Source organism: Sulfitobacter noctilucicola, from assembly GCF_000622385.1.
Taxonomy (GTDB): domain Bacteria; phylum Pseudomonadota; class Alphaproteobacteria; order Rhodobacterales; family Rhodobacteraceae; genus Sulfitobacter; species Sulfitobacter noctilucicola.
In genome coordinates this window covers 142,390-160,875 of the sequence record NZ_JASD01000006.1, presented here as the reverse complement: position 1 = coordinate 160,875, position 18,486 = coordinate 142,390, and the positions used below count along the sequence as shown (strand labels likewise).

Annotated in this window: 19 protein-coding genes; 4 read left to right on the top strand and 15 right to left on the bottom strand. The window is 54.8% G+C overall.

Annotated features, from left to right (window positions below; translation table 11 throughout):
* Positions 1-394: 394 nt before the first annotated feature.
* A complete protein-coding gene (locus Z946_RS0103190; RefSeq protein WP_025054294.1) occupies positions 395-1,081 on the bottom strand; it encodes a D-lyxose/D-mannose family sugar isomerase in 687 nt (228 codons plus the stop codon).
* A 48-nt stretch (positions 1,082-1,129) separates the two neighbouring features.
* Positions 1,130-2,320: an ROK family transcriptional regulator gene (locus Z946_RS0103185; protein WP_025054293.1), complete on the bottom strand. Its 1,191-nt coding sequence runs from the start codon at positions 2,318-2,320 to the stop codon at positions 1,130-1,132.
* Positions 2,321-2,489: 169 nt separating this feature from the next.
* On the opposite strand from Z946_RS0103185, the gene Z946_RS0103180 reads away from it, so the two are divergent.
* From Z946_RS0103180 to Z946_RS0103170, 3 genes are all read left to right on the top strand, one after another.
* Positions 2,490-3,509 carry a sugar ABC transporter substrate-binding protein gene (locus Z946_RS0103180; RefSeq protein ID WP_025054292.1) on the top strand — a complete coding sequence of 340 codons (1,020 nt, stop codon included), beginning with the start codon at positions 2,490-2,492 and terminating at the stop codon, positions 3,507-3,509.
* An 84-nt stretch (positions 3,510-3,593) separates the two neighbouring features.
* Positions 3,594-4,634, top strand: a complete 1,041-nt coding sequence (locus Z946_RS0103175) for an ABC transporter permease (protein ID WP_025054291.1) — start codon at positions 3,594-3,596, stop codon at positions 4,632-4,634.
* Positions 4,634-5,410 (top strand): ATP-binding cassette domain-containing protein, encoded by a 777-nt coding sequence (locus Z946_RS0103170; protein WP_025054290.1) that lies wholly within the window; start codon positions 4,634-4,636, stop codon positions 5,408-5,410. The genes Z946_RS0103175 and Z946_RS0103170 overlap by 1 nt, the downstream gene beginning before the upstream one ends.
* Positions 5,411-5,751: 341 nt before the next feature.
* Here Z946_RS0103170 and Z946_RS0103165 read toward each other — a convergent pair whose 3' ends face one another.
* The 13 genes from Z946_RS0103165 to Z946_RS0103105 form a co-directional block, all read right to left on the bottom strand.
* Positions 5,752-6,384 carry a tyrosine-type recombinase/integrase gene (locus Z946_RS0103165; protein WP_025054289.1) on the bottom strand — a complete coding sequence of 211 codons (633 nt, stop codon included), beginning with the start codon at positions 6,382-6,384 and terminating at the stop codon, positions 5,752-5,754.
* A gap of 185 nt (positions 6,385-6,569) precedes the next feature.
* A complete protein-coding gene (locus Z946_RS20390; RefSeq protein ID WP_037969032.1) occupies positions 6,570-7,100 on the bottom strand; it encodes a hypothetical protein in 531 nt (176 codons plus the stop codon).
* 840 nt (positions 7,101-7,940) lie between these two features.
* Positions 7,941-9,098 carry a sialidase family protein gene (locus Z946_RS0103160; protein WP_037969058.1) on the bottom strand — a complete coding sequence of 386 codons (1,158 nt, stop codon included), beginning with the start codon at positions 9,096-9,098 and terminating at the stop codon, positions 7,941-7,943.
* A 67-nt stretch (positions 9,099-9,165) separates the two neighbouring features.
* On the bottom strand, positions 9,166-9,618 hold the full coding sequence (locus Z946_RS0103155; protein WP_025054287.1) for a c-type cytochrome: 453 nt from the start codon (positions 9,616-9,618) through the stop codon (positions 9,166-9,168).
* Positions 9,619-9,650: 32 nt separating this feature from the next.
* Entirely contained in the window at positions 9,651-10,136 is a 486-nt protein-coding gene (locus tag Z946_RS0103150; RefSeq protein ID WP_025054286.1) for a c-type cytochrome, read from the bottom strand.
* A 14-nt stretch (positions 10,137-10,150) separates the two neighbouring features.
* Positions 10,151-11,455: an ABC transporter ATP-binding protein gene (locus Z946_RS0103145; RefSeq protein ID WP_025054285.1), complete on the bottom strand. Its 1,305-nt coding sequence runs from the start codon at positions 11,453-11,455 to the stop codon at positions 10,151-10,153.
* Positions 11,456-11,464: 9 nt separating this feature from the next.
* A complete protein-coding gene (locus Z946_RS0103140; protein ID WP_025054284.1) occupies positions 11,465-11,998 on the bottom strand; it encodes a cupredoxin domain-containing protein in 534 nt (177 codons plus the stop codon).
* A gap of 108 nt (positions 11,999-12,106) precedes the next feature.
* The gene (locus tag Z946_RS0103135) at positions 12,107-12,832 is read right to left on the bottom strand and encodes a copper-binding protein (protein WP_025054283.1); all 726 of its coding nucleotides are present in this window, start codon (positions 12,830-12,832) and stop codon (positions 12,107-12,109) included.
* Between the two features lie 44 nt (positions 12,833-12,876).
* On the bottom strand, positions 12,877-14,235 hold the full coding sequence (locus tag Z946_RS0103130; protein WP_152540548.1) for a multicopper oxidase family protein: 1,359 nt from the start codon (positions 14,233-14,235) through the stop codon (positions 12,877-12,879).
* Between the two features lie 11 nt (positions 14,236-14,246).
* The gene (locus tag Z946_RS0103125) at positions 14,247-15,710 is read right to left on the bottom strand and encodes a TolC family protein (RefSeq protein WP_025054281.1); all 1,464 of its coding nucleotides are present in this window, start codon (positions 15,708-15,710) and stop codon (positions 14,247-14,249) included.
* Positions 15,711-16,631: 921 nt separating this feature from the next.
* Positions 16,632-17,420, bottom strand: coding sequence for a MauE/DoxX family redox-associated membrane protein (locus tag Z946_RS0103115; protein ID WP_025054279.1), 789 nt, complete (start codon positions 17,418-17,420; stop codon positions 16,632-16,634).
* A 16-nt stretch (positions 17,421-17,436) separates the two neighbouring features.
* The gene (locus Z946_RS21880) at positions 17,437-17,565 is read right to left on the bottom strand and encodes a hypothetical protein (RefSeq protein WP_260168806.1); all 129 of its coding nucleotides are present in this window, start codon (positions 17,563-17,565) and stop codon (positions 17,437-17,439) included.
* A gap of 3 nt (positions 17,566-17,568) precedes the next feature.
* Positions 17,569-18,126 carry a DUF305 domain-containing protein gene (locus tag Z946_RS0103105; RefSeq protein WP_241461295.1) on the bottom strand — a complete coding sequence of 186 codons (558 nt, stop codon included), beginning with the start codon at positions 18,124-18,126 and terminating at the stop codon, positions 17,569-17,571.
* Between the two features lie 83 nt (positions 18,127-18,209).
* Between Z946_RS0103105 and Z946_RS0103100 the strand changes: the two genes are divergently transcribed.
* Positions 18,210-18,482 (top strand): metal-sensitive transcriptional regulator, encoded by a 273-nt coding sequence (locus tag Z946_RS0103100; protein WP_025054277.1) that lies wholly within the window; start codon positions 18,210-18,212, stop codon positions 18,480-18,482.
* Positions 18,483-18,486 lie beyond the last annotated feature (4 nt).

The window sequence follows — 18,486 nt, the reverse complement described above, 5'->3', positions numbered from 1 at the left end:
GATGAAATTCTCAGAAGTCCCTCCCTATCCGTACACCTGCCGTTCGCTGCATCGTGTACTAACTGGTAAGATGCGGGACTTTTCGGACCTCGCGGTCAGCGCAACCGACGACTGCTTTTCATATGCTGCAGCTGCCGCGAAACGCACCAAGGGCTGAAAGTAGTTGTTCGCTGCGCGATGGTTGGACGTCCGGTTGACGCGTTATAGACATATCGTAACCGCAGCAGCGTGAGGTCGGGGTTTGAAGGAAACCATGTAGTATAAGATCCCGTCGGAGATGGGGAAGTCGTGGAATCAGCTTTCCAATTTGGAACAGCCTGACTGCCTACGCGCTGCTATTTTGCTAAAGCAGAGCAGGTGGGGACAAGCGCCTTTAATTCATACTTACACGATATCATTTCAGCAAAAGGGCGTAGTCGCTCACCAACAGATGTAGTGGGTCAACATCTTCTTCGACATTGGCAAAGCGACCAATTGGCGCTCGGAAAATATTGTCGTGGATGTCGTCGTTCACTGTCGACACTTCGCCGATCAAGACATCACCACCTTCGCCCCAAAAGGCGTGCCAATCGCCCGGCATCAATGTCACGCTTTCACCGGGAGCGAGTTTGAGTTTTTCGCCCGCATGAAAGTCCCGAAAGATGCCGTCGCAAAGCACCTGTCCCCCCCTGTCAGCGCAAAAACCTCCCTTATTGTCAGAGCCGAAAAGCTCGATCACCAAAGTGGCTCCACCTCTGTTGATGATGTCTTCGGCCTTTTCGATGTGGGTATGCATGGGGCTGAGTTGATACTGCCGCGACACCAGAAGTTTCTCGGCGTAGCACATACCTCTGCCCCGCTGCAGATCTGCAAGACGTCCGTTGCGCAGGGTGAAGAGGAACAGACCCATTTGGTCAAAGTCTCCTGCACCGTAGTCTGTAATATCCCATCCGCATCTTGCATCAATCAACGCCGAAGCAGCGCTTTTGCGCGCCTGAAATTCGGAAGGGCTCCAATAGGCGAAGGGCGGGAGCGAAAATCCGAACGAGCGTATCATGTCGTCCGCCTGTGACATGATTTCGTTGATGCGTGATCGCTTCATTTCTTTTCCTTGACGGTGTCTGGATACATTTTCGATGGGCCGGACAATCTAAGACAGACCCGCGTTTGATTTGAGTAGGAAATGGGACCAGATCGGACCGCAAGCGGCACCAATTTCGCGCGCTTTTCGGCCCATCGTGCCTGCCTCGATTTGTGGCGGGATCAAACCACGAGTATCTTGGTTCGCGATATATCTGCGGGTCCGTTCGACCAAAGTCTGTTTGACGTTTGGTGGCAGGCCCCCATCGATCATAACAGCTTCAAAGTCGATGACCGCGCACGTAGAGAGCGCCGCTTTTGCCAGCTCTTGCGCGGTTTGCCTGATCCACGGCTCGACATAGCGGTCATAGGGGGACCAGTCGTCACTGTTCCACAGCCCGCTTGGGTCAAGGCCCACCTCGGCGAGGCGCGCCTCAAGCAGATGGATGGAGGCGATGTCGATCAACTGGCGGCTCTCACCATTGGGGCCCACGCTGCGCAGCGAACCCAGCGCACCTGCATTGCCCTGATGCCCCTCGAAAACCGAGTGATTCAGCACGATGCCCCCTCCGACAAATGCCGCCACAAAGAAGTAGGCGTAATCGCGAAACTCTTTACCGCGGCCATAGATATGTTCCGCACGGCAGGCAGCGGTTGCGTCATTGACGATATGCACGGGCAGGTCAGAGAAATGCGCAATCTCGGCATGAAAGTCGATGTGTTTCCACGCCGAGAATTCTTCCGCACTCGCCCCCACCATTTCATGCCAATTCCAAAGCTCGAACGGGGCGGCGATGCCGATCCCGCACAGGCGCTCTTGCAAGGAGGGGGAGAGGCCTTCGATCAATTCCGCGCTGGCCAGTCTCAGAAATTCGAACACATCAGCGGGGAGGGGGTATTGAAAACGGGTGCTGCGCCCATCGCGCACGGTGCCGTGAAAATCCATCAAGACGATCTTGGCGCTGCGCCGCCCGATGTTCACGCCCAGCGAAAAGGCCCCGTCCGCAGCCAGCGCCATAGGCACCGATGGTTTGCCCACTTTGCCTTTCACCGGTGTCCCACGGGTAAGCAGCCCGTCCTTTTCCAGCTTTCTCAGAATGACGGAAACGGTTTGGGGCGACAGACCTGCAACCCGCGCAAGATCACTGCCCGGCATTGGGCCATTGCGCTGTAGCATAGACAGCAACAGCCTCTCGTTGTGGTCGCGCAACCCTCTCTGGTTCACGCCGCCACTCAAACTTCTGATCTTTGACCCGTCCATACCCAGAGGCCTTACATGCATATCGTGCTGGGATGAAGGTGGCAGATTGAATTAATAAATCAAGTTTATTTATTTATTGACCTGTGCCGAAGAATCGGATTACCTCAGGGCAATTCCGCAGAATGCGGGACCTGTCTCCGGTTAATCGGAAAACGTCTGGGAGGACCTCATGAAGAAACTACTCGCAACAACGGCTGTCGCATTGACCGCATTGTCTGGCGCTGCTTTTGCAGATGGCCACAGCGTCACGGCATGTTTGATCACAAAGACCGACACCAACCCTTTCTTCGTAAAGATGAAAGAGGGCGCAGAAGCCAAAGCAGCCGAGCTGGGTATGACGCTGAAGTCCTTTGCGGGCAAAGTTGACGGCGACCACGAAACACAGGTCGCAGCCATTGAGACATGCATCGCTGACGGCGCAAAGGGCATTCTGCTCACGCCGTCCGACACATCGTCCATCGTCTCTTCGGTTCAGCAGGCGCGCGATGCGGGGCTGGTTGTCATCGCTCTCGACACGCCCTTGTCCCCGATTGATGCCGCCGATGCGACATTCGCCACAGACAACTTCCTCGCGGGGGAGCTCATCGGCAAGTGGGCCGCAGCCAAACTCGGTGACGACGCCGCAAACGCCAAGATCGCCTTGCTTGACCTTGCCGTATCCCAGCCCACAGTTGGCGTGCTGCGCGATCAGGGTTTCTTGCAAGGCTTTGGCATTAATCTGGTCGACCCGAACGTAAACGGGGACGAGACAGATCCGCGTATCGTTGGCAACGACGTAACCGCAGGCAACGAAGAGGGCGGCCGCAAGGCGATGGAGAACCTTCTGGCAAAAGACCCGATGATCAACGTGGTCTATACCATCAACGAGCCTGCCGCTGCGGGGGCCTATGAGGCGCTGAAATCCATCGGGCGCGAAAATGACGTGCTGATCGTTTCTGTCGATGGCGGCTGCCCCGGTGTCGCGAACATCAAGGACGGCATCATCGGTGCCACATCCCAGCAATATCCGCTGCTGATGGCGTCCAAAGGGATCGAAGCGATTGCCGCATGGGCCAAAGACGGCACCAAGCCCGCCTTGACCCCTGGCAAGGACTTCTTTGACACGGGCGTTGCACTGGTCACGGACGAGCCTGCCGAAGGTGTTGAAAGCATCGACACCGCAGAGGGCACCAACCTCTGCTGGGGCTAATTGCCCATCGGCCCTGAACGGGTTTTGATCAAAGAAAAGGGGCGGCGGTGTTCGCCCCTTTTTCAACGGTAAGGGAGGGATAAGATGTCCAATACAGATACCAAGACGGACGGGGTCGCAAAATTCGAGGATCCGCATCGCGGGTTGATCGGGACGGTTCAGCACGTCTTGCATACCAACCCTGCGCTGGTGCCATTGATCGTGCTTGTTGCCTCTATCGTCGTCTTTGGCCTTTTGCTGGGGTCGAAATTCTTCTCTCCCTTCGCGCTGACGCTTATCCTTCAGCAGGTGCAGATTGTCGGCATTGTGGCCGCTGCGCAGTCATTGATCATCCTGACCGCAGGTATTGATCTAAGTGTGGGGGCAATCGCGGTTATCTCCTCTGTTGTGATGGGGCAGTTCACCTTTCGCTACGGCCTTCCTGTTGAGGTGGCGGTGGCCTGCGGTCTGCTGGCTGGTACGGCCATCGGGTACGTCAACGGCTGGCTTGTGGCGGTGATGAAACTGCCGCCGTTCATTGTCACCTTGGGCATGTGGCAGATCGTGCTGGCCGCCAATTTCCTCTATTCCCAGAACGAAACCATCCGCAGTCAAGACATCGCCAACAACGCACCTCTCCTGCAACTGCTGGGGGCCAAGTTCAACATCGGCGGCGCAGTGTTTACGGTGGGTGTTGTCTTCCTCGTGGTGCTTGTGGCGATACTGGCTTACGTCTTGCGCCATACGGCATGGGGTCGCCATGTTTATGCTGTGGGCGATGATGCGGACGCGGCGGAACTGTCTGGTGTGAATGTCAAAGGCACGATCATCTCCGTCTATGCGGTTGCAGGCATGATTTGCGCCTTTGCCGGCTGGGCTTTGATCGGGCGGATCGGCTCTGTCTCTCCCACATCAGGGCAGCTTTTGAATATCGAGAGTATCACCGCTGTGGTGATCGGGGGCATTTCGCTTTTTGGCGGGCGCGGTTCGATCCTCGGCACATTCTTCGGCGCGCTTATCGTGGGGGTGTTCACGCTGGGGCTGCGCCTCATGGGGGCGGACGCGCAATGGACTTATCTGCTCATCGGCGTGCTCATCATTGCGGCGGTCGCCGTTGACCAGTGGATCAGAAAGGTAGCAGCATAATGGAACCTGTTCTCAAAGGCCGCGGCCTCGTCAAACGCTATGGCAAAGTAACGGCACTGGATCACTGTGACTTTGACCTGATGCCGGGTGAAATCCTTGCCGTGATCGGTGACAACGGCGCGGGGAAGTCTTCGCTGATCAAAGCGGTGTCGGGTGCGGTGATCCCCGACGAGGGGCAGGTTTACCTCGAAGGCAAAGAGATCAATTTCAAATCTCCCATTCAGGCCCGCGATGCCGGTATCGAGACCGTCTATCAGACGCTCGCCATGTCGCCCGCACTGTCGATTGCGGATAACATGTTCATGGGTCGAGAAATCCGCCGCCCAGGCATCCGCGGCTCGCTGTTCCGCCAGCTTGATCGACCGGAGATGGAGCGTCTGGCCCGTGAAAAACTGACCGAGTTGGGATTGATGACGATCCAGAATATCAACCAAGCGGTCGAGACATTATCGGGCGGCCAACGCCAAGGTGTTGCCGTGGCTCGCGCCGCTGCGTTTGGGTCAAAAGTGATCATTCTGGATGAGCCGACGGCGGCTCTGGGGGTCAAGGAATCGCGCAAAGTGCTGGAACTCATTCAGGACGTAAAATCACGCGGTATCCCGATCATTCTGATCAGCCACAACATGCCCCATGTTTTTGAAGTCGCCGACCGCATCCACGTCCACCGTTTGGGCAAACGTCTGTGTGTAATCAATCCAAAGGATTACACCATGTCGGACGCAGTCGCCTTCATGACGGGCGCAAAGGAAGCACCGACCGAGGCCGTAAAGGCTTGATCGACTATGCTGACATAACGCGACGGAATATCAGCATTCAAAAGTGCATGAGCGCATCGGTCTGCGGGCTATCAAGTTAACTTCCCAGTTCCAGGCCATATCCCATCGCTGCAGACCTCTGCCAACCTCCGCTTCGGTGAAACTGCGACATACCGACACCAAGCTCAGTCAGTGTCCTTTAAGGGCCGTGATCACTGGGCCAAATCTGCCTGCTTTCCGAAAGCGGACCTTAGCTGCGGCACAGAAACCCGTCAAAGTGGGCTCAGTCTTGCCGACTGCTGCGAGGTGTACGAAGAGCTGGTTTGAATTGGCGGACGGCAGTAGCCGCACGCCAACTTCGTTCAAATGTCGATTCGTTCGGCAATGCTTAGCGCATCTTCCAGCTCAACACCCAGATAACGTACTGTGCTATCGACCTTCGTTTGGCCCAACAAAAGTTGCACGGCGCGAAGGTTGCCCGTCTTGCGGTAAATTTCCGCAGCTTTGGTTCGACGCATCGAATGTGTACCGTAACCGCTGGGTTCCAGACCAATCGCTGTCACCCAGTCTCGCACAAGTCGACCATATTGACGCGTTGAGATATGCGGACGGTCATGAAAGCGGCTTGGGAACATAAAGCGGCATCCGATCATCTCGGGTGATCTTGCCCATGCAATGACGCTATCCCTCGTGTTTTCAGTCAGTTCGAACTGAACTGGCTTCTTGGTTTTGCTTTGGATCACTGACACCCGTTCACGCACACGATCCTCCTTGACCAAGTCTGTGACGGCGAGAGTGACCAGATCGCAACCACGCAGTTTGCTATCAATTGCGACGTTAAACAACGCAAGGTTGCGAAGATAACCTGCAAGTTCAAGCCGGGCACGTATAGCCCAAACTTGTTTGGGAAGTAGCGGTCGTTTCTGACCTATTATCCGCCCTTTGTTCCATGCTTTGTGTTTTGGGGTGACTGCGGGAAGTTGGACTCTTGGCATAATATGCCCTCCAATCCTCCCTCCAAACCCAGACATCAGCACAGCGCCGACAACAATAGCATAGCATCCTGCTGAACGGCTGGTGTCCGAAGTCGCTGGCAAGCGATGTTTCTGCAAATGCATTGGGCCGGTTCGAGCCCATTGTGCTCAATGCTTCGCCACTCTCCAGCGGCAGCTTCTCCAGATTAGCTGAAGCCTTCGGCTATGAGTGTTTGAAAATTTCGGTCTAGGCGTTCTTTCCACTTTTGTCTTTCTGACTTTGGCAATGTACGCAAATACCTTTGAATTTGGCGATAGCGCGCAGCACGTAGTGGATTACCTGCCATCCATAGCAAACCGTAAGCCATTGCAGCCAAGAGAAGTATAATTGTTAGGAACCCGAAACTGGACCAGAGCACGTTTCCCGAAAACAAAACCGATCCGACTATTATGAGTGGTGTTGCGAACAAGGCGAACAATTGACCAGGTGGTCCCAGTTTTCTCCATACAGGCTCTATACCGTCCGAAAAAAGGCCCAAACCCCCCAGAACTCCAAGAAATATAAGTGCACGGTCAACTGTGCCAGACCAAAAGCCAATTTGGAAAAGCTGTAAGACACAGACACACAAAGCAATGACAACGAAGCACAAACGAAGCGCAGCAAAGCACCTCAAAATCAAAAGTCCTTCTATTGGGACAGTACGATCAATTTCATCAAATTCAGGTGTCGTGTTCATGAAGAGCTAGCCTATATCCGGTATCCCAGTATTGATGGAAAATATGGCAACTTATTGTCAGTGCTTTGACAATTTATCTCTTCGATCACAACTCTGCTTGGCTTCTGGCATTGGTACAGCTCTGCTCATGCAGACCTTGAGCGGACAACATCGAAGGATCACTAAGTCCCGCAACTTGTAAATTCGACGCCTGATCTATGCTGCGACATCCACGAATGGCCGGTTGAACCGCTGCGCGGCAGCACGAACTTTTTCGCTCATGCTGCATTTTTCACGCTGCGAGCGCACGCAGCAGAAAATCACAATGGCCGAGTCGGGCTCGAAGGAGACTTTCACTGCACCCGTCCCCAAAGTCGGCTTTGCGGGACAATGCCGTCATTCGTTTTTCATATTTCGCTGACGCAGCATGGCTCCGCCCATGCGGCAGGCTTGTCGCTGCGTTGCAGCTCATGTTGCCAATGCGGTCATTCAATCTAGCTAAAATGTCGCAAAATCCAAACTCCACCTTTGCTGTCTCTTCGCAGCATGTTTCTGAGAACAGTGAGGCGCACAACAATTTGAACCACCTACAACATTGCACCAGTCCCCAAAATAATGACGGGATCTTTATCCACAGTTTACCGACGATCTTGAATTGATTCCTCGAGGGTCCAATTGTTGCGCTCTTGATCTTAAGATTTCACGATTTCGAAGCCCTAGTGACCAGGTTGGTTGGCTGCGACATTCTCGCGCAGCGATAAACCTCCAAGGCTAGAATTATCCGTTTGCGGGGTTCTAAGGGTAGGTCGGAATATTGACTTTCGCCGCCATGGAACCGACTTGTCGCTATGGTCCTGAAGATTACCTTGCGGCAGACGGTATACCTACTTCGACACCAACAACGGTTGTCCCTGCCAAGTTGCCCTGTGCAGACCCGGTCCAAGCAACGACAACGCCGGCTGCTGATCGCGTCATCCTTGGAAATCCTACCGACTCTCGCCCACGATTGATGCGGAGTGCTTGTGGCGAAGTACACCCGCTCTCCGGCGACACCTGACACATGACGATTGCTTCACCGCCATTCGCATACTCCAACCAAAGAGCAAGTGCTTTGCCGTCACCCATCTGCAAGACATCTACGCGACCTGCGGGTGTGCCGAGATCGAGTTGCAACGAGTCCTCAAACGATGCGCCCCCATCCCTGGAAAACGCAATTCGAGCCTTTGCCTCGCCATTGGCACCGGTGAACCACACGACTACCGCGTTCGTTCTCAACGCATCGATGGCAGGTCCGTTGACAGGGCATCCTGAGATTTCCCAGCCGTCAGCGTAGATTGTTTCGGGGTCGGTCCATTCTTCTTCAACCAACCTGACAACCGAAATATCGCGAATTTCTTCGACTGTTCGGTCCCTGTAGACCGCGATGATACTACCTGCTTCGTTGCGGACAGCCGATGTTTGACAGCACGTACAAGCGCGTGGGTCGAGCAAGCTTTCCGGTCCCATTGAACCGTCCGGCGCAATGTGACGTGCGCGGACCTGCATGGCATTCTCATAACTGTCGTCAGTGGCTTGAATATCGTATGCACGTCCATCCAGCCAAAGGGCTGTCAGACCCCCGCTGTCATCCGGGACAAGTGATACGAAGCCATGCTCGCGCTGTGACCGATCATCGTGAGGAATGAGCGGTGCTGTCCAGTTCCGGCCCTCATCGAAGGAGAAAGCGATCTTTACGTCGTATTGATAGCTGTCTGGACCATTCAATTCCAACCAATGCGCTGCAAGCGTCCCATCGCTAAGCCCAACGACGGACGGAAAGTCGGCCCAGTTTACAAACAGTGTCTCAGATTGATGAATTGTGCGCGCCTCCGTCCAAGACGTGCCATCGAACAGGGCCATCCGAACGGAGTTGTTACCTTCGGTCCAACTCATCACGATCCGACCATCGGGCAGTGTTGAAAGCGAGGGTTCACGTGCGTGATCCCCAACCGGTGCAACCAGTGGTGTGACTGCAAACACAGGGGCATCTTCAGCCGTTACAAAGGGTGCACCGAGCAGAAAAAGAGCTGTGCATGCGAACAAAAATCTAATCGGCCTCAACCTCCGATCCAACCGAAACGAGATAAGCCCAGACTGCCTTGGCATCCGTTTCTTTCTTCAATTTGAATGACATGCCAGATTTCGCCTTGCTGTCGTTCAGAAAAGTCGCGAGGAACTTCTTTGGATCTGCGATATAGGCTACGAAATCGCTCTCGTTCCAGACCAAGCCATTCTCGCCCGCTTCACGAATAGAGTCCCGAAATTTATTCCCAAACATTTCTTCGGTCCCTGCTGTTCGGTTGTACACACCATAAAGATTTGGCCCAACCGCGCCACCCTTTCGGATAACTTCACCATCCGTCCTGACGATTGAGTGGCAGGCCTTGCACTTGTTGAATACCTTGTCTCCGGCCGATGCGTCGCCGGTTACATGTCCATCGGCGAGAACACCTGTTCCAGACAATGCCAGTGCTAGCGCTGCGATAAATTTAGGTTTCATTCGTATCTCTCCACTTTGATGAATGTTACTGTCTACTCGATGGCTGTTATTGTCTTTGCCTCAGGTCGATAGCTCTCTGAGTTAATCCCGTTTTCCCTTTGAAGGGCGCGTATATATGCCACGATATGCAATACTTCTGCGCGTGTTACGCCCTCGACGGGTGGCATGTTACCGAACTTCCAATGATGCGCCCGAACGCCATTTTGCGCCGCAAGGACAAACGTCATGTCACCGTGGTGGCCCGGCTCATAAATTTTGTGTACGAGCGGTGGCGCAACGCCGTCCTGACCTTGCCCATTGACTCCGTGGCAGGCCGCGCAGGCTGCATCATAACCACGTTTGCCGATTTGCTCTTGCTCGGTGAAACTTGGGGGCAGCTTAACAGTTGCAAGCGCACCAGCAGGAAGTGCCATGCTTTCGTCCGTCTGAGTGCCCGTCTGGGAGTGGGTTGGCTGCAGGATGTACCATCCTGCCGCAGCAACGGCGATCAGAGCAAAAAATATTGCTGCCCATTTCATTCTATCAAACTCCTTCATTGTGTAGCGAGGGCTCCTGGCCCCTCGAAAGACAAAGTCGTTTTTCTGAGGGGCGATTGCTCGGATTGGCTGGCCTTTTCCAGCGCACTGTCATCTGCTTGGACCTTGCCGGATGACTGGCTCGAATTTGCGAAAAAGCCATTGATTTCCTTGTACCGGATCCGTGTATCCTCCAAGGTTTGGTAGTATCGGAAAAGCTCCTTCAACGGCGCAGAAAAGTCCTTGTGCGCCGCAAGCACGGCCACCAACGCGCCAAGTGTGATCCGACCCTCGATGACGAAATACCCGCCCAGAGAATAGAACAGGAACGGCGTGAGTGCGGTCAGGAAGTTATTGAGCGCCTTAATGAAGAATTTCAGGCGGAAGATTTTTCTGCGCACGTGCTCAAGTTCTCGAAAACGCGCGCTCGTAGGCAGCAATCCGATTGAATTTGAGTGCTGATCACGCAAATGGTCGCTGAGCTGTCTGCCGAGCAGCCGGACCTCCTTGATCCTTGTGCGCGACAGGGCGTTGACCTTCCGTTGCAGCTTGGGAAGCAGCACGAGTTGAATTGGCAGCACAGTCAGAGCAGCGGCACCCAATACGGGGTCTTGAACGAACATAAACAACAGAATCGTCAGAAGCGTACCACCTTGGAGTATCGGCAGGGTCAGCATATCGGCCGCGAAGCCGCCCACAGGTTCGACTTCTTGTGCGAGGATCGGGATGATTTCACTTTTGTCGGAGGAATCCGGGTCGCTGCGCCATTGCCGATACACCAGCAACCGGAAACGCCTTAGAAAACGCTCTGCCACATACCCTTTAAAGACGTTGAGACCATATTTGTTGAGCCCATTCAAAAGAATAGCCAGCAGATAAAGGCCGCAAAGAAGCATTAAGAAAACGAGCTGATCAACGTTCTGTCCCAGAACGACAACGGGGAAACGATCAGAATCCAGTGCGTTGTTCACAATCTGTTTTGGCAATTCTAGAGTCAGATAGAGAATTGGCATTGCAATGAGGCTAAGCATGATCATAAGTGCCTGCTGCTTTTTGGAGTAACGCAGGACGGAGCTGAAGAGGCTGCTATCAAGCCCCCGTATGGGCTCAGGATGAACCTTGGTCCCGCGTCGGCGTCTCCAGAGCTTCAGAATGCCGCGTAGTGCAAAGTAGGTGCCAACAAGGATCAGAAGCGCCGGAGCCAAGATCAGGATGAGATGGATAAATGGATGAACCCAGTCTGGAGTGGCATCGTTGTAATCGTAGCCGAAACCAGCAGCCACCTCGTGAACTAGCACATGATATCTATCCTTGAGCGACACCGGAATTCTTCAGCCCTCTGACTTGGGGGCAAGGTGATCGTGCACCATGATCACACCCCACATGCCCGCTTCGCGATGTCCGGGGAGAAGGCAGACAAACTCCAGATTCAAAATGTCTGTGAATTCCCATATTAGTTCGGCGCTTTGTCCGCTTTGTACCGTTACCGCGTTTGGATCGTCATGGCGCATGTCAGGATGGTCACGCATCCATTGCTTATGCTCTGCGACCTCGCTGAATGAGCCGAGAAAGAATTCGTGATCCAATGCACCCAAGTTGCTGATTACAAACCGGACGACCGTTCCACTTTCAATGTGTATGGCGTCCGGCTCAAAGATCATGTACCCGCTGGCGGTTTCCTTGATGGTCATCTCAACAGTCCTGTCGAACAAGGAACCATCACTGGGTTTCCCAATTGGTTCATGGCCCGGCATTTCGAATGCTCGCGTATGAGGCACTTGGCCTTTGCCGTTGGCGGCATCCACTGAAATGGCCGGGAACGCCAGCGACACGATAAAGGCACAGGTTCTGATGAACCGCTTCATAGTCAATTCCTCTACATTTCTTAGTTCTCTGGAATTGGTTTGCCTGCTTGGACCAGGCTGAGAAGCACAAGGGACCAGGGCGTGTGCCTCCGGCCCCTTGCGCAGTCATCACTTCATCTGTGTGACGGTCAGCTTGCCTTTGAGCCGTTCAGCGACGAACTCAATGTCCTGCCCTTCGGACATGTTGGCGATCGTCGCCTCATCGGCACGGAACACCATCGTCATCGCGGGCATATCGAGGTTGACCAGAGGGCCGTGGATGATTGTGACCTTGCCGGCCTTTGCGTCGATTTTCTTGATTTTACCAGTAGTGTATTCGATATCCGCCTGAGCCATTTGTTGACCGACTGTGATCGGGCCGTGCATGCCGGATTCGTAGTGGCCGGGGATCAGGCAGGCAAACTCGAACGTGCCTTCATTTGCAAACTTCCAAATGACCTCACCTGTGCCACCCTCGTCAAGGCGCACTGAGTTTGGGTCGTCATGTTCCATGTCCATCTTGGCCATGGCTTCCTTGTGCTCGGCATTGCCTTCCATGGTGTCGATGACGAATTCGTGCTCCAACTCCCCCTTGTTCATCACGTTAAAGCGGATGGTTTCGCCCTTCGCGATCTCAAGTGACGCGGGTTCGAAGATCATGTCGCCATCGTCGGTCTCCCGCATGGTGACGTCGATTGTCCGGTCGACCTTGGCAGGATCACCCGGCATGCCGATCATCATTTCCGCGTGCTTGTCGGCATGATCGTCGTCATGTCCACCGTCATGTGTGCCTGCGGCGAATGCCGGGGCGGAAAGCGTGAATGCCAGTGCGGATGTCAAAAGTAGGTTTTTCATTGTATTTCCTGTAGTTTTGGTTGATTTCAGTCTCGCAGGGCCGATCAGCCCTTCGACGTTGGTTTTGGTGTTAGCAGTGTCTTTGGACTGTTGTTTGAGGCAAACTCGGGCAATTCACCCGTCCATTCGTAAGCCTGCTCGCCCGGAGGGTTTTCATACCAACCGGGATCGGAGTAATCGTCCGCATCGATGCCGTCCCGCACCTTTACGACCGAAAACATGCCGCCCATTTCGATGGGTCCATGCGGACCCCACCCTGTCATCATCGGGATGGTGTTGTCGGGCAACGGCATTTCCATCACGCCCATATCCGCCATGCCTGCCGTGCCCATAGGCATGTATTCTGGCTGGAACTGGCGGATTGTCCGGGTGAGAGGTTTCTTGTTCACACCGATGAATGTGGGCACGTCATGTCCCATTGCGTTCATGGTATGGTGTGATTTGTGACAATGGATCGCCCAGTCACCAAGGTGGTCGGCCACGAACTCGTAGGCGCGCATCGCACCCACAGGGATGTCGATGCTGACTTCGGGCCATTGCGCTTCGGGAGGCACCCAGCCGCCGTCAGTACAGGTGACTTTGAAATCGTAACCGTGCATGTGGATCGGGTGGTTTGTCATCGTCAAGTTGCCGACGCGCACACGCACCTTGTCGCCCTTGTTCACGACCAAAGGGTCGATGTCGGGGAAGATCCGGCTGTTCCAGGTCCAAAGGTTGAAATCCGTCATCGTCATGATGCGCGGTACATAAGTGCCGGGATCAATATCGAAAGCGTTCAGCATGATCAGAAAATCGCGGTCCACCGGCATGAAGGTCGGATCCTTGGGATGGATAACAAACATGCCCATCATCCCCATCGCCATCTGCACCATTTCATCTGCGTGGGGGTGGTACATGAATGTACCTGATTTGATCAGGTCGAATTCATAGACAAAGGTTTTGCCAGGCGGGATACCCGGATGGCTCAAGCCCCCAACCCCATCCATGCCGGATGGCAGGATCAGGCCATGCCAATGCACGGATGTGTGCTCGGGCAACCTGTTGGTGACGTAGATGCGAACCCGATCGCCTTCGACTGCTTCGATGGTCGGACCGGTGGACTGGCCATTGTAGCCCCACAAATGGGCGATCATTCCATCGGCCAGTTCACGCTCTACAGGTTCGGCAACGAGATGGAATTCCTTAACCCCGTTGTTCATCCGGTGTGGCAGCGTCCAACCATTGAGCGTGACGACTGGGGTGTAGTCAGGCCCTGAATCGGGTCGCGGAGTGTAGGCAGTTTGCGCACTCTCCATCTGTGCTGCTTCTGGCAAACCCATGTTCGTGGTCTTGCCCCAGGCTTTCGAAGAAACCATGGCCGCACCCGCAGCGCCGGCTCCAAGTAATTGACGTCTATTCAACATATCAGTTCCTTTCAGTGTCCTGCGCCGCCACCAGCGGCAAGTGTTGCGCCTTCACCACCGGCACCACCGCTGCCTGCGCCGCCGCCGTAAATGGCTGCGGTCAGATCGGCTTGAGCCATGTAAAATTCGCGTTTTGCATTGGCTGCTTCCAGCGATGCGCCAAGTTTTTCGCGCACGTCCGTCAGCAGTTCGAAGGTGTTGGTGATCATGCCGTTGTAAGACAGCAACCCTTCCTCCTCGACGGTCTGGCGCAATGGAACCAGAACGTCTCGGTAGTGTCGTGCGATCTTGTAAGAAGCGTGATAGGCAGTTTCAGCACCTCTCGCTTCTGACCGAACATTGACCGCCTTCTCGGCAAGGACGTTTGCAGCTTGCAAATAGGCGAGTTCGGCCTTGCGCATCCGGGCCTTACCTGTGTCGTAAATCGGGATCGCAAATTCGAGTTCGACCTGCGGGGTGGTCTCAGTTTCCGTTTCGCCGTCCTCAGCTTCACGCTCGGTTTCAAACCCTGCGATGATTTCAAGGTCAGTGACCAAGCGCGTTTGGTCTGTCAGACCGAAAGCCGCTGCTTGTGCCTCAAGCCCCAGCTTTGCGACCCTCAAGTCCAAACGATTACGAAGCGCTCGTCCTTCAATATTGGTCACGCGACCTACAGAGCGCGGCAATGCTGGAAGCGCATCGGGTACGAAATAGTTAACCTCAGTCCCCCATAGACCCATGAGTTTTGTAAGGTCTTCTTTCGCCCTGGTGGCGTCGAGACGGGCCTGTGCAAGCTGCCCGGCCAGCTCAGCATTGAACGCCTGCTCACGAGCTTGGCCTGCTTTGTTGAGCGCGCCTGTTTCTCCCAACTTTCGGGCGAGTTCTGATCCGGCATCAGACGTGGCCTTGGCCCGCTTGAGATAGCTGACAGCCTCGAAAGCGGCGACAGCATTGATCCATGCTTGTCGCGTTTCATTTGCCAACGTCAAAGTATCATTTACCGCTGATAGCTGTGCCGCACGGAAGTTGACATCAGCCAATGCGACCCGTTGTCTACGCGTTTTGGCATCGAGAATATTCGTCGCAATCATGCCTTCGATAGCCCGGTAGACACCAAGTTCTGCGGCTCCAATGCCCAGCACACCAATCGAAACTACCGGGTTCTCCGGCGTTGATTGCTGCCAAGCTTCAGCAGCAGAAAGCCCTACATTCGCGTAGGAGGCTTGCAGCCCCTTGTTGTTGAGCAACGCGACCTGAACCGCCGTATCGGCCGAAATTGTTTTTCGATGAACCATGCCGTGAACCTGCTTTTTCAAAGCAACGTTCTCAGCTTGGGTTTGAGCGAACGCGGTGCGTTTGCCGATTGCGGCTGACGTCTGACTCGACACGGCGGCAAACCCAGCTTTCGGTTCAGTGTAAATACCCGGAATCGCAGTCGCACAGGCTCCCAATAATAGAGGAAAGCTGACGGCCATCGGAATTTTCAAAACGCGCATCAGTTGTCCTCCGATTGCTCTTGATTGACGCTTCGCCAATCGCGCGGGCCGGTGGGGCCGCGGTACGTGTAGCCAGCCAACGGATTCTGATAGCTGATGGGGGACGCAATGGCCGTGTTCGTAGCGGCTTGCTGCGCGGTGATATCGGGGAGAGGCGTTGGCTCGGACGCGCACGCGCCTAATCCGAGGGCCGAAGCCCCTAGGAAGAGTTGGATTTTCATGAATTTTACCTGACTGATGAACTTCGGGCTCGCGCATACTTAAACGCGAAACGAAGACCCTTAAGGGGTCTTAAATCAGATCAGGAATTGGGGAGGACGCAGAAAGCCAGCGGGCTCAATCGAGTCGGCCTGTGCATGCAGCGTAAGGTATTTTCCATCTGTCGGCTGGATTGCCGCGTCACCGGTGGTTTCGTCCAGAACGACCGAAAAACAAATGCCACTACAACATTGACCAGTCGATTCATCGTCACTGGTCGACGCCGAGGTGGATCCGCAACTGGAGTACGTTGTATGTGATGATATATCGCGGCTCGACCCATCGACTGCATCATTGTCATGCTGAGTGGCCGAAGCGTGGTGATCGCCGTGCATACCGGCACCCGCATGGGAAGCCGAAGGAGGCGCAAATACCAAAGTCAACACAAGTGCGAGGCACGTGAGTGCCTTGTACAATGCAGAAATGGGAAGGCCTCGATACATAGGGGGGGTATCCAACATAGGGAACCGTTTGTCAATACAGCCTGAAATTCGGTTGCCACTATGTGTCAACGGTTTGCTATCCATAGATAGGGATTTTGGAAACGTGTGCTTGAAACGCATCCTCACCCACCGTGCACTACGAACTCTAACCTTCATCCGGCCACCGCGAAACCACCGCCAGCCAGCAGTGACCTTCGCTTCCAGTTTGTCTCCGATGCCATCAACCTACGATCTGGATCAGCATGACAATGGCCATGCCCATCATCATCAGGTTTTCGGTCAGGCTGACGAAGCCAAGGGGGACGTTTGAGTTGCCGCCAACGCAGGCGCACTTAAGCTCCCGTTTGTCGATATATACGGCCTTGAACACGCTGATTGCGCCCACCGTGGCGATAAAGAGCGCTGCAGGAGCAGCAAGTGGGGTCAGCAACATGCCTGTCATCAGAATGCCTGCGCCCGTCTCTACCCACGGGTAGACATATGCATATGGCACCCATTTGCGTGCCAGCAGGTCGTAGTTGAGGAACATTGTCGTGAAGCTCTCAATATCGCGGAGCTTTTGCATGCCCAACAGGATCATCGAGACGGAGATAAACCAGCCGAGCGTCTGCCATGTAATCGCGCCCCGGAACCCGATGGAGAGTGCAAGTGCTGTCGCTGCGGCCACGGCGAATAGGTAGATCACAGGTTTGTAGGTCGTCGCATCCGGATCGTAGTCGGTCAGCTTCTGGCGAAGGGCATCATAGCCACCGACGCGCTCGCCTTCGATCCAGACCTGTGGCGTGGTGGGAACGTCGTATTCCTCCTTGAACGCATCCACCTCTGACCGTTCGCGGAAAACGCGATCATCAATATCGTACCCCTTTGACTTCAATAGCCAGCGCGCTTTCTGCCCGGACGGACACAGATGATCTGGCAAGGCCATGCGGTAAAGCACGGCCGTCTTTCCGGCCGCAGCGGCGGCGGGGTCGGTTGTGACGTCTGCGGCGTCGCGGGTGTCTTTTGGCATGATAATCTCCTTGCGATCAGCGTCCGCGAGAGTTGCGGACAAAATAGACGATACCGGCGATCAAAAAGGCGATAACAAGCAGGGCAATCAGCCCCATGCCGCCCATCATCCAGCCTGCGCCTTCGTGCATTTCACCATTCATCATCGCTCAGTTTCCTTCTTGGTTGCGGGGGGTGCCGGCGGGCGCATCCCCATTGGCTTCGATATCCGCGATGTAGATTTTCATTTCCTCGATCTCGCTGCGCTGCGCCTCGATGATCGCATCGGCCAGCGCACGCACGCGCGGATCGGATATATTCGCCCGTTCACTAGTCAGGATCGCGATGGAGTGGTGCGGAATCATCGCTTTCATCCAGGCGATATCGCCTACTGTGTCTTGCGACCGGACGAGGTAAACTCCGGCGGCAAAAGCGAGGGCTCCACCGACGAAGATCGCGATGTTGGTTTTCCGGTTGGAGTACATGCCGAGCATGAAGGCGAGCATGATGATCGCCATCATCCCGCCCATATAGAGCGCCATCCACATTCGTGTCTGCGAGAAGAAGACGCGATCCAGCGCGTAGGTGTTGAGATACATCAACCCATACATCACGACCGTCGAAGTGCCGATCATGGCGAAGAACCGGACATATCCGCCACCTTTGCCGGTATGGCTATCGTGGTGCGCGCCGTGAGAATCCATTGTAGTGTTATCCTTGCGTGCCATTGTCTGTCTCTCCTATATACCCATATGGGGTATATAACTAGAATGTCAGCTACTGGTTCCAAAAAAGTAAGGAGCGCCGTCGGATGAAGGCCAACAAAGAAAAGACACTTGACCGCCTGTCGCGGCTCGCAGGACAAGTGCGCGGTGTAGCGAAGATGGTTGAGAGCGACCGTTACTGCATGGACATTCTGGCGCAGACAGCCGCGATCCGGTCCGCCGTGCTAGGGGTCGAGAAGCTGATCCTCGAACACCACGCGCAGCATTGCGTCTCTTCCGCCATCGAGAGCGGCGACCCCGAGGAACAGCGGGCTAAGTTCGACGAGTTGATCGGGCTTTTGCAGAAAGCGTCCCGATAGGGTT

Bases quoted from the DNA above. Each gene is read 5' to 3' on its own strand.
- Z946_RS0103190 (WP_025054294.1), bottom strand. From the start codon at position 1,081: ATGAAGCGATCACGCATCAACGAAATCATGTCACAGGCGGACGACATG.
- Z946_RS0103185 (WP_025054293.1), bottom strand. From the start codon at position 2,320: ATGGACGGGTCAAAGATCAGAAGTTTGAGTGGCGGCGTGAACCAGAGA.
- Z946_RS0103180 (WP_025054292.1), top strand. From the start codon at position 2,490: ATGAAGAAACTACTCGCAACAACGGCTGTCGCATTGACCGCATTGTCT.
- Z946_RS0103175 (WP_025054291.1), top strand. From the start codon at position 3,594: ATGTCCAATACAGATACCAAGACGGACGGGGTCGCAAAATTCGAGGAT.
- Z946_RS0103170 (WP_025054290.1), top strand. From the start codon at position 4,634: ATGGAACCTGTTCTCAAAGGCCGCGGCCTCGTCAAACGCTATGGCAAA.
- Z946_RS0103165 (WP_025054289.1), bottom strand. From the start codon at position 6,384: ATGCCAAGAGTCCAACTTCCCGCAGTCACCCCAAAACACAAAGCATGG.
- Z946_RS20390 (WP_037969032.1), bottom strand. From the start codon at position 7,100: ATGAACACGACACCTGAATTTGATGAAATTGATCGTACTGTCCCAATA.
- Z946_RS0103155 (WP_025054287.1), bottom strand. From the start codon at position 9,618: ATGAAACCTAAATTTATCGCAGCGCTAGCACTGGCATTGTCTGGAACA.
- Z946_RS0103150 (WP_025054286.1), bottom strand. From the start codon at position 10,136: ATGAAATGGGCAGCAATATTTTTTGCTCTGATCGCCGTTGCTGCGGCA.
- Z946_RS0103140 (WP_025054284.1), bottom strand. From the start codon at position 11,998: ATGAAGCGGTTCATCAGAACCTGTGCCTTTATCGTGTCGCTGGCGTTC.
- Z946_RS0103135 (WP_025054283.1), bottom strand. From the start codon at position 12,832: ATGAAAAACCTACTTTTGACATCCGCACTGGCATTCACGCTTTCCGCC.
- Z946_RS0103130 (WP_152540548.1), bottom strand. From the start codon at position 14,235: ATGTTGAATAGACGTCAATTACTTGGAGCCGGCGCTGCGGGTGCGGCC.
- Z946_RS0103125 (WP_025054281.1), bottom strand. From the start codon at position 15,710: ATGCGCGTTTTGAAAATTCCGATGGCCGTCAGCTTTCCTCTATTATTG.
- Z946_RS0103115 (WP_025054279.1), bottom strand. From the start codon at position 17,420: ATGCCAAAAGACACCCGCGACGCCGCAGACGTCACAACCGACCCCGCC.
- Z946_RS21880 (WP_260168806.1), bottom strand. From the start codon at position 17,565: ATGATGAATGGTGAAATGCACGAAGGCGCAGGCTGGATGATGGGCGGC.
- Z946_RS0103105 (WP_241461295.1), bottom strand. From the start codon at position 18,126: ATGGCACGCAAGGATAACACTACAATGGATTCTCACGGCGCGCACCAC.
- Z946_RS0103100 (WP_025054277.1), top strand. From the start codon at position 18,210: ATGAAGGCCAACAAAGAAAAGACACTTGACCGCCTGTCGCGGCTCGCA.